The organism is Lysobacter sp. Root494 (genome assembly GCF_001427225.1).
Classification (GTDB): Bacteria; Pseudomonadota; Gammaproteobacteria; order Xanthomonadales; family Xanthomonadaceae; genus Agrilutibacter.
The window spans coordinates 339,105-352,500 of sequence record NZ_LMFH01000007.1 but is presented as its reverse complement, the minus strand read 5'-3'; the positions used below and the strand labels follow the sequence as shown (position 1 = coordinate 352,500).

At 64.2% G+C, this 13,396-nt stretch carries 9 protein-coding genes, 2 rRNA genes and 2 pseudogenes (1 of these 13 running past the window's edge); 7 read left to right on the top strand and 6 right to left on the bottom strand.

Annotation, left to right across the window (positions count from 1 at the left end):
• Both ASD14_RS12870 and rrf read left to right on the top strand, forming a co-directional pair.
• Positions 1 to 1,727, top strand: a 23S ribosomal RNA gene (locus ASD14_RS12870) (it extends 1,141 nt beyond the left edge of the window).
• 148 nt (positions 1,728 to 1,875) lie between these two features.
• Positions 1,876 to 1,988, top strand: a 5S ribosomal RNA gene (gene rrf / locus ASD14_RS12865).
• 366 nt (positions 1,989 to 2,354) lie between these two features.
• On the opposite strand, the pseudogene ASD14_RS16350 reads toward rrf, so the two are convergent.
• The 4 genes and pseudogenes from ASD14_RS16350 to ASD14_RS12845 all read right to left on the bottom strand — a co-directional run.
• Positions 2,355 to 2,673, bottom strand: a pseudogene (locus tag ASD14_RS16350) (2OG-Fe dioxygenase family protein); the annotation flags it as partial.
• A 156-nt stretch (positions 2,674 to 2,829) separates the two neighbouring features.
• Positions 2,830 to 3,228, bottom strand: coding sequence for an MAPEG family protein (locus ASD14_RS12855; protein WP_056134411.1), 399 nt, complete (start codon positions 3,226 to 3,228; stop codon positions 2,830 to 2,832).
• Positions 3,229 to 3,317: 89 nt separating this feature from the next.
• Complete coding sequence (locus tag ASD14_RS12850) at positions 3,318 to 5,057, bottom strand: M28 family metallopeptidase (RefSeq protein ID WP_056134409.1); 1,740 nt, start codon at positions 5,055 to 5,057, stop codon at positions 3,318 to 3,320.
• A gap of 132 nt (positions 5,058 to 5,189) precedes the next feature.
• On the bottom strand, positions 5,190 to 5,858 hold the full coding sequence (locus tag ASD14_RS12845) for a hypothetical protein (RefSeq protein ID WP_056134519.1): 669 nt from the start codon (positions 5,856 to 5,858) through the stop codon (positions 5,190 to 5,192).
• A 143-nt stretch (positions 5,859 to 6,001) separates the two neighbouring features.
• Between ASD14_RS12845 and gpmI the strand changes: the two genes are divergently transcribed.
• The 4 genes and pseudogenes from gpmI to ASD14_RS12825 all read left to right on the top strand — a co-directional run bounded on the left by gpmI (position 6,002) and on the right by ASD14_RS12825 (position 10,653).
• On the top strand, positions 6,002 to 7,582 hold the full coding sequence (gene gpmI, locus ASD14_RS12840; RefSeq protein ID WP_056134407.1) for a 2,3-bisphosphoglycerate-independent phosphoglycerate mutase: 1,581 nt from the start codon (positions 6,002 to 6,004) through the stop codon (positions 7,580 to 7,582).
• Entirely contained in the window at positions 7,579 to 8,805 is a 1,227-nt protein-coding gene (locus ASD14_RS12835; protein ID WP_082538975.1) for a peptidoglycan DD-metalloendopeptidase family protein, read from the top strand. Before gpmI ends, ASD14_RS12835 begins: the two co-directional genes overlap by 4 nt.
• 221 nt (positions 8,806 to 9,026) lie before the next feature.
• Positions 9,027 to 10,331, top strand: a pseudogene (locus ASD14_RS12830) (S41 family peptidase); the annotation flags it as partial.
• Positions 10,332 to 10,425: 94 nt separating this feature from the next.
• Positions 10,426 to 10,653 (top strand): hypothetical protein, encoded by a 228-nt coding sequence (locus ASD14_RS12825; RefSeq protein ID WP_157475374.1) that lies wholly within the window; start codon positions 10,426 to 10,428, stop codon positions 10,651 to 10,653.
• A gap of 18 nt (positions 10,654 to 10,671) precedes the next feature.
• Here the strand turns inward: ASD14_RS12825 and ASD14_RS12820 are convergent, their stop codons facing one another.
• Positions 10,672 to 10,989: a DUF1820 family protein gene (locus tag ASD14_RS12820; RefSeq protein ID WP_056134395.1), complete on the bottom strand. Its 318-nt coding sequence runs from the start codon at positions 10,987 to 10,989 to the stop codon at positions 10,672 to 10,674.
• 88 nt (positions 10,990 to 11,077) lie between these two features.
• Entirely contained in the window at positions 11,078 to 11,770 is a 693-nt protein-coding gene (locus ASD14_RS12815) for a rhomboid family intramembrane serine protease (RefSeq protein WP_056134515.1), read from the bottom strand.
• Positions 11,771 to 11,982: 212 nt separating this feature from the next.
• Here ASD14_RS12815 and ASD14_RS12810 point away from each other — a divergent pair, with 212 nt between their 5' ends.
• Positions 11,983 to 13,380, top strand: coding sequence for an outer membrane protein transport protein (locus ASD14_RS12810; RefSeq protein WP_056134392.1), 1,398 nt, complete (start codon positions 11,983 to 11,985; stop codon positions 13,378 to 13,380).
• The last annotated feature ends 16 nt before the right edge of the window (positions 13,381 to 13,396 follow it).

The window sequence follows — 13,396 nt, the reverse complement described above, 5'->3', positions numbered from 1 at the left end:
TTGGGGTGCATCACTTTGTGATGCGCGGTAGAGGAGCGTTCCGTACGCCGTTGAAGGTGGCTTGAGAAGGCTGCTGGAGGTATCGGAAGTGCGAATGCTGACATGAGTAACGATAATGCGGGTGAAAAGCCCGCACGCCGAAAGCCCAAGGTTTCCTTGCGCAACGTTAATCGACGCAGGGTTAGTCGGTCCCTAAGGCGAGGCAGAAATGCGTAGTCGATGGGAAGCTGGTTAATATTCCAGCACCTCGCGTAAGTGCGATGGAGGGACGGAGAAGGTTAGGCAGGCCGGGCGTTGGTTGTCCCGGTGAGAGAGTTGAGGCGGTCCCCTTAGGCAAATCCGGGGGGGCAACGTTGAGACTAAGGACCGGCCCATTCGGGCTAGGCTGCCGATATCACGCTTCCAGGAAAAGCTCCTAAGCTTCAGCTTACGCAGACCGTACCGTAAACCGACACAGGTGGGCAGGATGAGAATTCTCAGGCGCTTGAGAGAACTTAGGTGAAGGAACTAGGCAAAATAGTACCGTAACTTCGGGAGAAGGTACGCCCTCCATGGTTAATAGCCGAGGAGGGCCGCAGAAACCAGGCCGCTGCGACTGTTTATCAAAAACACAGCACTCTGCAAACACGAAAGTGGACGTATAGGGTGTGACGCCTGCCCGGTGCCGGAAGGTTAATTGATGGGGTCAGCCGCAAGGCGAAGCTCTTGATCGAAGCCCCGGTAAACGGCGGCCGTAACTATAACGGTCCTAAGGTAGCGAAATTCCTTGTCGGGTAAGTTCCGACCTGCACGAATGGCGTAACGACAGCGGCGCTGTCTCCACCTAAGACTCAGTGAAATTGAAATCGCTGTGAAGATGCAGCGTTCCCGCGGCAAGACGGAAAGACCCCGTGAACCTTTACTATAGCTTTACACTGAACGTTGAGTTCGTCTGTGTAGGATAGGTGGGAGGCTATGAAACCCAGGCGCTAGCTTGGGTGGAGCCAACCTTGAAATACCACCCTGATGTGCTTGACGTTCTAACCTAGGTCCGTAATCCGGATCGGGGACCGTGTATGGTGGGTAGTTTGACTGGGGCGGTCTCCTCCCAAAGAGTAACGGAGGAGCTCGAAGGTACGCTCAGCGCGGTCGGACATCGCGCACTGTGTGCAAAGGCATAAGCGTGCTTGACTGCAAGATCGACGGATCAAGCAGGTAGGAAACTAGGACTTAGTGATCCGGTGGTTCTGTATGGAAGGGCCATCGCTCAACGGATAAAAGGTACTCCGGGGATAACAGGCTGATACCGCCCAAGAGTTCATATCGACGGCGGTGTTTGGCACCTCGATGTCGGCTCATCACATCCTGGGGCTGTAGTCGGTCCCAAGGGTATGGCTGTTCGCCATTTAAAGTGGTACGCGAGCTGGGTTCAGAACGTCGTGAGACAGTTCGGTCCCTATCTGTCGTGGGCGTTGGAGATTTGAGAGGGGCTGCTCCTAGTACGAGAGGACCGGAGTGGACGAACCTCTGGTGTTCCGGTTGTCATGCCAATGGCACGGCCGGGTAGCTATGTTCGGAAGCGATAACCGCTGAAAGCATCTAAGCGGGAAGCGCGCCTCAAGATGAGATCTCCCGGGACTTCTAGTCCCCTAAAGGAACCATCAAGACCAGGTGGTTGATAGGCAGGGTGTGTAAGCGCAGCAATGCGTTGAGCTAACCTGTACTAATGATCCGTGTGGCTTGACCATATAACCTCAAGTGGCCTTGGACTTACGATACGTCGTGACCTCCAGCAGGACCAACTTGCTACAATTCCCAAATTCTTACGCCCGAACGGGAAACTCCCGATCGTGCAAAAGACGCAAGCAGGCGCTCACGCGCCGCTGCACCAGCTTGCTCAGTGACAATAGCGTTGTGGCACCACCCGTTCCCATCCCGAACACGGAAGTGAAACGCAACCGCGCCGATGGTAGTGTGCATCCGCATGCAAGAGTAGGTCATTGCTGAGCATTTACCCCGAACCCCCGGTCCACAAGGCCGGGGGTTCTTTTTGTGCGTGGGAAAACCGCCTGTTGCTTTTACGCGCATGAAAACCGGCGTCCGCTGGGCCTGGAGAGTCGATCCGGATTAACTCTTGGCTGCGATGACGGAAAGCTGCTGCACTGGCGAAGGCCAAAGCCGGGGCGAGCCTTGGTTACCAGCTCGACTACCGAGGTTACTCGACGCCCGAAGCCGCGACTTATGGTTGCAAGGCAGGTGCTCCGGAAGCCCTGTTCCTATCGAAGAAAAACAGCTGGCCGCGAGTCCTTACGGACAAAGGACGCCCACCCGGACTGGGGTCGACCCTGACGTTGTGACCGCCTCGATTAACTGAATTAAGGCGTGCCCGATCGCCGAAAGGTCACCACCAGAACATCGCGGTGCGAAGGCGCCAACGCGTCCAGTGGGGTCACCGGCGTAACACCGTGGAACACCCGGGCGTCATCCACCAGCGCGCTGTCCAAGGCCTGTGTCAAGGTGAAACTGCCCAGCAACTCCCCGTCAGCGGTGTGGATGGTCGTCGTACCGCTGGCGATGTTGGCCCGATCCACCAACAGCACCAGGACGTAATCGACCCCATCGCGATGCACGCCCTCGGGGGTCGGTTCTCCGGGTTCGCCAGCCCTGGCTTCGATCCGGAATTGATGTACTTCGNGCACCAGGACGTAATCGACCCCATCGCGATGCACGCCCTCGGGGGTCGGTTCTCCGGGTTCGCCAGCCCTGGCTTCGATCCGGAATTGATGTACTTCGGTCGCACCTATCGAAGGGAGAAAAGCGCTCCTCAGACTCGAATTCCTGTGTAAATCCTTACGCCACCTGCAACGCCGCCTGCGCATACAGGATTACCACGCAGACAAAGGCCGCCGTCCAGACCAGGCTGCGCAATGCATGTTGCCAGCCGGCGACGTAGATCAGCCCGTGCAGGATGCGGAAGAGGACGAACAGGACCGAAAGCAGTGCGATGCGATCGGCGGCGACTCCCGCCAGTTGCGCCAGCACCACGCCTGCGGCGAACGGAGCAAAGACCTCATAACTGTTGAGCTGAGCTGCATTGGCGCGATGCGCGCGGGGGTTGGTCTGACGGGCGAGCCAGCCACGCGGGTCGCGATTGTCGTAACGCTCACCGCTGGCTTTCGAGATAGCGACCCAGACATAGGGCAGCAGCGCTGCGATCAGTACGCACCAGTAAGCCGTTGCAAGACCCATTTCGACCTCCGCAGATTGGCTGGCGGGCAGCCTACTCCAGAAAGCAGAACGGCGCCCCGAGGCGCCGTTCTCGAATCGAGACCCGCGATTTACTTCACCGGCGCGGTTCCGCGCAGTTTCTGCTGGGCCGCCCGGAAGGCATTGCCTTCGTACCACGACGGCCAGGTAGTCGACTGCGCGAGTTCGCGGCCCACGCCGTAAAGCGCTTCCAGATCCTGAATTACGCCATCGAGCTTCCACGCCGGATCGAATTCGTCCGAAGGCTTGTGATAGCGATGGTCGCGATAGTCGACTTGCGCGGCACGCCCCGCCGTCGTTCCGCCTTCGATCAGGTCGTCGCCACCCTTTGCGTACAGCGCGGGTACGCCGGCGCGTGCGAAGTTGAAATGGTCGGAGCGGAAGTAGAAGCCGTCTTCCGGTGTGGCCTCGGCATGCAGTGTGCGCCCCTGCTGTTGCGTGACACCGCGAAGAATGTCTTCCAGCTCGGAACTGCCGAAACCGACCACGGTCATGTCGTGCGCCTTGCCGATCACGGGCATCGCATCGAGATTGATCACCGCCACCGTCTTTTCCAGTGGAACGACCGGATGGGCAACGTAATAGCGCGAACCCAGCAGTCCCGATTCCTCCAGCGTCACTGCGAGGAACACCAGCGATCGATCGGGCTTCGGTTGCTGACCCACGAACGCTTCGGCAATCTCGAGAATGCCCGCCACGCCCGTCGCATTGTCGACCGCACCGTTGTAGATCGTGTCCTCGATGTTGCCATCCGAGGACGAAGCGGGGCCGTGCTCGTCCGCCGCAAGCGCGTGCTTGCCCAGATGGTCCCAGTGCGCCATGTACACGATCGCTTCGTCAGGCCGCGTCGTGCCATCCAGGCGCGCAATGACATTGCGCGAGGACTTCTCGCTGATACGGCTCTTCAGGTCGATGGAGGCCCTGGCCTCAAGCGGGATTGCCTTGAAGCCACGCTTGCCTGCAGCCGCATACAGCGCATCGAGGTTCTGTCCGAGCGAGGCCATCAATGAACGCGCGGCGTCGCCCGTAATCCACCCCTGCACCTGCAAACGCGGTGCCGGATCGTCGGCAGTGCGAAGGTCGAACTGCGCGCCGCTCCAGGAATTCTTCACCACTTCCCAGCCGTAGGACGCGCCTTCCGTGTCGTGGATGATCAGTGCGGCGGCAGCCCCCTGGCGCGCGGCTTCCTCGAACTTGTACGTCCAGCGACCGTAGTACGTCATCCGGTTGCCTTCGAACAACGAAGGATCCTGCTGGTGGAAACCGGGGTCGTTGACGAACATCAGCACCGTCTTGCCCTTCACGTCGACGCCGGCGTAATCGTTCCAGCCCTGCTCGGGCGCGTTGACGCCGTAACCGACGAACACGAGATCGCTGCCGTCAAGCTTCACCTCGGCCTGACCGGTGCGGGTGCCAACGACCATGTCGCTGCCGAACTGCAGTTTGCGCGGCTTGCCGGCGGCGTCCAGTTCCAGCGCCACGTTTTCATCGGCGACGGTTTCCACCATCGGTACGGTCTGAAAGTAGCTGTCGCCGTTGCCTGGTGTCAGGCCGAGGCGCTTGAACTGCGCTTCGATGTACGCGACCGATTTTTCCTCGCCGGCGCTGCCCGGAGCGCGACCTTCGAATTCATCCGATGCGAGCATGCGCACGTGCTGCGCGAAATCGGCCGCAGTGATAGCCGGCTGGAATGCGATGGCCTGCGTCGCGTCAGTGGCTGAAGAAGGCCTGCCATCGGGAGCCGGCGCCTGCGGCTTGCAGGCGGCCAGCACCAGCACGCCCAGCACGCAGGAAAAGATGAGTTGCTTCATGGGGTCTCCGGAACCCGGTGGAGACCCATTCTAGGCACGCACACCCGTGTACAGGCCGTGCCGAAATTGCCCATTTCCCGGCCTGGAGCGGAAAAGTGAACCCGATGCCGGCTTGTTCAGCCGGCGCCGCGCTCATTGTTCCGGGGGCATAGGCGTATCGAAGCGGACTGCCGTCGCGCCGGTGATCGCACCGGTTTTCGCCGTGGAGTGCACGTAGAGCACGACTTCGCGCTCAAAGCGGAGCGGGCCGTCCACGCGTGCATTCGGACCGATGATCACGCGCGGAATGCGGCGCTTGCCGATGCTGATGAAGGGACGATTCTGCTTGGAGTAATGCACGCCGCCATGCACGTGCGAGCCGACACCGACGGTCACGTCGCCGTTGACCGTCTCGATGCCGCCGCTGACGTCGGTGTCGACCAGGCCGATCGCGCCGTTCACGGTTTCTACCTTGCCGCCGATATTGCCGCCGCGCGCGACGAAGATGCCGCCGTTGACCGTGCTGACGTCGCCGGTGGTGGTGACGTTCTCGTCGATCCGGATGCCGCCGTTGACGGTTTCCAGCGTGCCGGTGTGCGCACGCGCGCCGACTTCGATGCCGCCATTGACGGTTTCGGCGCTTTCGACGCGGGCGTTCGCGCCGATGTCGATGCCGCCGTTCACGGTGTCCAGCGAGCCGTACTGGCCCCCGGCTTCGACATCGATCCCGCTGTTGACCTTGGACACGTCGCGTTCGTCAGCGTGAACGGAAAGGCTGGCGCAGGCGAGCACCAGGGCGAGGGCGAGGCGGTTGCGGATCATGGCGGACTCCATTGGGGATCACCGGGTTGGATGCAGTCGCGGGGACGCAGGTTTAAGGCGGCGCCTTCGAAGGCGTGTCACGGCCGACACAATGCAGCTCTCCGATACAATTTGCCCCTGCCCGAAGTCACCGGAGCCACCTCGTGCCGTCGAATCCGCGCCCCCAGCCCGTCGTTCTCCTGATTCTCGACGGTTGGGGCCATCGTGAAGATCCGGCCGACAATGCTCTGGCGCAGGCGAAGCTGCCGAACTGGCACGCGCTCGTCGCCGGCAATCCGCATACGCTGATCCACACCGAAGGCCGCTTCGTCGGCCTGCCGGACGGACAGATGGGCAACTCCGAAGTCGGCCACATGAACCTCGGCGCCGGGCGCATCGTCTACCAGGACCTTACCCGGATCGATGCCGCGATCGAAGACGGCAGCTTCTTCGCCAACGCCGAACTGCGCGCCACCTGCGCAGCGGCAAAAGCCAACAACGCCACGCTGCACGTGATGGGCCTGCTGTCGCCGGGCGGCGTGCACAGCCACGAGAACCACATCTTCGCGATGCTCGAACTGGCGCGCCGCGAAGGCGTGCCGCGCGTCGCCGTGCATGCCTTCCTCGATGGCCGCGACATGCCGCCGCGTTCGGCGCAGGCGAGCCTGGAACTGCTCGAGGCCGCCTGCGCGAAGGCGGGCAATGCACGCATCGCGACGGTGAGTGGCCGCTACTTCGCGATGGATCGCGACAAGCGCTGGGATCGCCAGCGGCGTGCATGGGATGCGATCGTCGATGCTTCCGCGGAACATGTCGCGGCCGATGCACTGAGCGCGTTGCACGATGCGTATGCGCGTGGCGAGAACGATGAGTTCGTGGTGCCGACAGTGATCGGCACGGGCGTGCCGGTGCACGACGGCGATGCGATCGTGTTCATGAACTTCCGCGCCGATCGCGCGCGCCAGCTCACGTCCGCGTTCGTTTCACGCACCTTCGATGGCTTCGACGCGCGGCGTCCTCGCGTGTCGCGATTCGTGTGCCTGACCGAATACGACGCGAAGCTACCCGCACCGGTGGCGTTCGCCCCCGATGACCTGCGCAACACCCTGGGGGAAGTGCTCGCCGCGAACGGCCTGAAGCAGTTGCGCATCGCCGAAACCGAGAAGTACGCGCACGTGACGTTCTTCTTCAGCGGCGGTCGCGAAGATCCCTACGCGGGCGAAACCCGCATCCTCGTGCCGAGCCCGAGGGTCGCGACCTACGACCTGCAACCGGAGATGAGCTGCCCCGAAGTCACGGAAAAACTCGTGGCCGCGATCCGCTCTGGCGAGATCGACGTCGCCATCTGCAACATCGCCAATCCCGACATGGTCGGCCACAGCGGGATCCTCGCCGCCGCGATCAAGGCGGCCGAAGCCGTCGACATCGCGATAGGCGCGATCGCCGGTGCGGTGCGCGAAGTTGGTGGCGCATTGCTGGTGACCGCCGACCACGGCAACGTCGAGATGATGCGCGACCCCGACACCGGCCAGCCGCACACTTCGCATACCGTGGGCCCTGTGCCGTTCGTCTACATGGGCCCACGCGCGGCGAAACTGCGCACTGGCGGTGCGCTGCGTGATGTCGCACCCACCATTCTCGACCTGCTCGACCTGCCGCGTCCCGCCGAGATGACCGGTTCGAGCCTGCTGGTCGAAGACACGCTCGCCAGCGCCGCGCACGCCGAAGCCACGCTGGCCGGATGAGCGTGCGCGTCTTCGCCTTCGCGGTGATCCTGGCGGTGTTCACCGTGCCGGCGGCTGCGCAGGATGCGCCGAGCAAGGGTCGCAGCGAAACCGAACGCAAGCTCGAGAACATCAAGCGCGAGCTCAAGCAGGTCTCCACCGAGCGCCGGCAGATCGAAGGGCAGCGCGGCGACGTCACCCAGCAGTTGCGCGCCGCCGACGAGAAGGTCGGTCGCTCCACGCGCGTGCTGCGCGACACCGAAGTGCGGCTCACCCGCGACCAGCGGGCACTCGCGCAACTACAGCAGCAGCGCGCGACGATGCAGGTCTTACTGGGTTCGCGGCGCCAAGAACTCGCGCGCCTGTTGCGCGCCGCATACACGCAGGGCGAAGCAGCGCCGCTGAAGGCGCTGCTTTCGCAGGACACCGTCGCCGACGCCAATCGCGCGCTCACGTACCAACACTATGTTCACGCCGATCGCGCGCAGCGGATCACCGAGTTGTCAGCGCAGCTGCGCGGACTCGACGAAGTCGAAGCCGCGATCGTCGCGCGGCAGAACGAACTCGATCGTACGCGCCGGCAGCAGCGCGAACAGCTGGTGCAGCTGGAGCGCGACCGCAAGACGCGCGCCGCGCTGCTCGCGCAACTCGACGAGAAATACCAGGACAGTCGTGAGCGTGAGCAGACCCTCGGCCGTGACGCGAAGGGTCTGGAAAAGGTGCTGAAGCAGTTACGTGCCGCCGCCGTGCGTGCCGAAGCGGAACGCCGCGCCGCAGCTGCGAAGGCTGCGCGCGATACGAAACGCAACGCGAGTGCCGGTCGCGCCCCTGCGCGGACGCCGACCGCGGCCTCCACGCCGCCGTTGCAGGTCGGCGGACTGGGCTGGCCATTGTCCGGTGCGTTGCTGGCGGGTTATGGCGGCACCATGCCGGACGGGCGTGGCAGCCAGGGCCTGCTGATCGCGGCGAATGCCGGCGCACCGATCAAGGCGGTCGCCGACGGCACCGTCGTGTACGCCGAATGGATGACAGGTTACGGGTTGCTGATGATCGTCGACCACGGCAACGGCTACATGAGCCTGTATGCGTACAACGACGCGCTGCTCAAGGACGTGGGTGCGAGCGTCAAGCGCGGCGATGCGGTGGCGACAGTGGGTTCGTCGGGCGGACATGGACGGCCGGCGCTGTATTTCGAGCTGCGCCGCAACGGCCAGCCGGTGAATCCGAGCACCTGGCTGCGCTGAACCGGCAAGCCGCAACGCCGCGCCTGCGCGGCGGCGTCCGCCTTCAATTGCTTGGTTGCTTCTGCACGCCGTGATCGCGTGCATCGCGATGCACGGCTGCAGCGCAACGTTAACGAAAGCTTCCGCCAGCCGCGTGCATTTCCCCACATAATCGGCTGAACCCGGCCCGCATCGCGCGGTCCAAACCGGGTCGAAGCGGTTTCCGTCCGGAGCGTTCCAAAATGTCCCTGCGCCTGTTGCCACTCGCCGCCGCCCTGTTTGCCCTGCCCGTCTTCGCGCAGGAAACACCGGCGAGCGAACCCAAGGAGGATCCCGCGCCGATCGAGGCGCCCGACGCCATGAACGTCGGCGCCGAAGACACCAGCGCCTCCAAGGTGCCGCTTGCGGAAATCCGCCGCTACGTCGCGGTCTACAACGCGGTGAAGGAAGCCTACGTCGAGCCCGTCGATGACAGGACGCTGATGCAGTCCGCGATCCGCGGCCTGTTGTTCGACCTGGATCCGCACAGCATGTACATGGAACACGAGACGGCGGAGGAATTCGACGAAGCCTCGCGCGGTTCCTACGGCGGCGTCGGTGTCGAACTGCAGCGCCAGCCCGACGGCAGCCTGCGCGTGATCGCGCCGATTGACGACACGCCTGCCGCGCGCGCGGGCATCAAGGCCGGTGACATCATCACCGCGATCGACGGCAAGCCGTTCAAGCCGGACGAAGGCGACACGTCCGGTCCGCTGCGTGGCGAGCCGGGCAGCAAGGTCACGCTCACGGTCGTGCGCGAAAACAAGCCGAAGCCGTTCGACATCACCCTGACCCGCGAAACCATCCGCATCGTCAGCGTGAAAAGCCGCATGCTCGAACCGGGCTACGGCTATCTGCGCATCGCCTCGTTCCAGGCCGACACCGCCGCCGATTTCGATCGCCAGCTCGACAGACTGCGCGAACAGGCCGGCGGCAAGCTGCGTGGCCTCGTCATCGACCTGCGCAGCAATCCGGGCGGCCTGCTGACGTCCGCGGTGCAGATCGCCGACAGCCTGCTGGAGAAGGGCAAGATCGTCAGCACGCGCGGCCGCGTGCCGATCAGCGATGCCGAATTCGGCGCGACGCCGGGCGATCGCAGTGGTGGAGCGCCGGTCGTGGTGTTGGTCGATGCGGGTTCGGCGAGCGCCTCCGAAGTACTCGCCGGCGCGTTGCGCGACAACCAGCGCGCACGCGTCGTCGGCAGCCGCACCTTCGGCAAGGGCTCGGTGCAGACGGTGCTGCCGCTCGACAACGGCGATTCGGTCAAGCTCACCACCGCGCGTTACTACACGCCGAGCGGCAAATCGATCCAGGCCCTGGGCATCGTTCCCGACGTCGAACTGCACGCCGCGAAGGATGCTCAGAACGGCGGCAAGCCCGACTACACGGAAGCGAGCCTGCGCGGGCATCTCGCTGGCGACGAGGACGATGCGCCCGGCACCAATGCGGGCGAAGTGCTGGAAGGCGACGCGCCGATCACCGCCGCGCTCAATGAACTGAAGAAGCCGGTTGCGTCGGCACCCGCCACCCGCAAGGACGGCTGATGTGCCGTACGCGGCGCGGGTAAGCAGCGCGCTGACGATCTTTGCCGCGTGCACATGCGTGCTGGGCCTGGCGCTGCTCGCCTGGGCTTCGCGCGAAGCGTGCGCAGCTTATGCGCTGGTGCTGATCGGCTTTCCTGCCTGGGGTCTGGGCACCTTCGCGGCGCTCGCGGTAGTCGTTCCAAGGCGTTCGTCGTCAAAGTGGCGCAACGCCGGAGGCTGGTTGCTGTTTGCAAACGTCGTGTGCTTCGCGCTGAGCTGGACATTGCCTTTGAATCGCTGCTCCTGAACTGCAGCGGGCGCGACCTCAGCGCGGCTTCGCCGGCATTGGAAACGGGGTGACGACCTTCTCGCCCGTCGCCGCATCGCGGATCGCCGACTGGCCCTTCTTCTCGACTTCCTCGATGCGCACGACGCTCTGCATCGGCAGGTGCAGCACGCGGGTGTCGCCGAATTCGTCGCGCAGGCGCTCTTCGGTGGGATCGATCACCACGCCGTCGTGCACGTCGAAGACGAGTTCGGCGACTTCGGTGAAGCCCCACAGCGTGCCGGCGCTGACTTTGCGCGCGTACAGCTCGTAGATCCGGCCGGCGTTGAGGAAAGTGATCTTGTAGAGCGTCTTCATGCTCGCAGGACTGCTCGCGTAAATGCTTGCGGGAATCGGGAATAGCTGGACGCTTAGATGAGGGCGCGGCGCAGCGCGCACAAGGCGGTCAGAAACCGCGCTTGCGCCGCATCCGCCGCGCAATGCCGGCTTTGGCGATCAGGGCGAAGATGCCACCGAACGCGAAGCCCGCCAGGTGCGCGGACCAGGCCACGGCGCCGAACGCCGGGCCGATGAAGGTGAAGACCAGCTGCAGCAGCGCCCAGATGCCGATCAGCAGCGGCGCGGGCACTTTCACGAATTGCAGGAACAAACCCAGCGGCACGACCACGCCCAGCTTCGCTCCTGGGAACAGGGCCAGGTAGGCGCCGATCAGTGCCGAGACCGCGCCGCTGGCACCGATGATCAGCCGGTCCGGCGTACCGATGGCGATGGCGGCGGCAAGATTCGCAACCGCGCCGCCCAGCAGGAACAGGGCCAGCAAACGCCATGGTCCCATCGCGCGCTCGGCCGAAAGCCCGAAGATCAGCAGGAACACCAGGTTGCCGAGGAGATGGGCCCAGTCGGCATGCAGGAACAATGCGGTGAACAGGCGCAGGACCCGGCCGTCGCGCAGCGACGCCATCCATTCCGAAGGTGCCGCCATGCCGCCCGAGAGTGCGCCCCAGTCCAGCATCAGGCGTTGCTGCTGGGGGTCCGGAAGCAGGGCGAACATGAGGAAACAGGCCCACAGCACCACGAACAGCAGGGGCACGGCCCAGCGCAGGGGTGCCTTCTGGCGGGAAGGGAGCGAAATGAACACGCTCATGCCGCCCATCGGCTCCGGATTGCAGCTTCCGGCAGGGGCGGAGGGCCCGGGGACGTTGTTAGCATCCGGTTAATGGCCACGTTATAGTGCATACGGTGTCGTACGTCGGGAGGGGTCTCGGCGCGTGACGGCAACGGCCCCGCCGGCGCCGCGCAGGACGACCAAGAAGAAGACTCATACAGAAGTCCATCGGAGAGAGTACACACATGAATCAAGCAAATCGCACCACCTTCAGCGCGTTGGCGCTCGGTATCGCCGGCGTGCTGGCGATGGGACAGGCGCACGCCACCGGTTTCCAGCTGCGCGAGAGCAGCGTCAAGAATCTCGGCCGCGGCCAGGCCGGCGCCGCCACGGGCGACAACGACGCCAGCGTCGTTTCGAACAATCCGGCGGCAATGGTCAACCTCGACAAGACCACCGTGCAGGCTGACGTCACCGCGATCGACATCTCCTTCCAGTTCGAAGGCGGCGGTACTTCCGGCGCGGGCACCCCGCTGACCGGCGGCGACGGCGGCAACGCCGGCAGCGTCCAGGCCGTGCCGAACCTGTCGGCCGTGTTTCCGCTCCAAGGCGCCCTCGAAGGCCTCACCGTCGGTGCCGCGATCGGCGCGCCGTTCGGCCTGAAGACCGAATACGACCGCGACTGGGTCGGCCGCTACAACGCCGTCGAGTCCGACCTCAAGCTCGTCGACCTCACCCTGTCCGCCGCCGTGCAGCTGCACGAACGCCTGTCGGTGGGCGTCGGCCTGATCTATGAACGCGGCGACGTCACCCTGTCGAACGCGATCGACTTCGGCACCTTCATGGCCGCCACGCCCACCGGCGGCGTACCGCAGGGCGCCGACGGCTTCGCCACGGTATCGGGCGATGGCACCGGCATCGGCTGGCTCGCCGGCGTCCAGTGGCAGCCGACCGACTCGCTGCGGCTCGGTTTCTCGCACCGCTCGGAAATCGACCTCGACCTCGAGGGCGACGCCCGGTTCGACGCGCCGGCCAACTTCCGCGGCGCGCAGCCGCTGTACCGCGCGCTTGCCACCAACCCCGCACTGCCACTGACGCCGGCCCAGCGCCAGCGCCTGGCCGTACTCGGCAATGGCTTCGTCGACAGCGACATCAGCGCGCCGCTGACCACGCCCAGCGTGAGCACGCTCAGCGCGACTTATTCGGTCACCGACACCGTCCGCGTGATGGCGGATGCGCAGTGGACCGACTGGAGCTCGCTGCGCAGCATCAACATCGACTACGCCAACCCCTTCCAGCCGAACACGGTGGAAGACTTCTCGTGGAACGACACCGAGATGTACGCCATCGGCGCGGAGTGGGACCTGAGCGATCGCTTCACCCTGCGTGGTGGCGTGACCCGCGACGAAACCCCGACCCACATCGAGACGCGCACGCCGCGCCTGCCTGACAACGACCGCATGCTGTACTCGATCGGCTTCACCTGGAACATCAGCGATGCTTTCAGCGTCGATGCCGCCTACCAGCGCATCGAGATCGACACTTCCGAAGTCGACATCGTTTCGTCCAGCAGCTCGCACCTGGTCGGTGAGTTCGACGGTTATGCGAACCTGGTTGGCGTTTCCGCGCAGTACAGGTTCTAAGCGAAGCCTGCTTCGC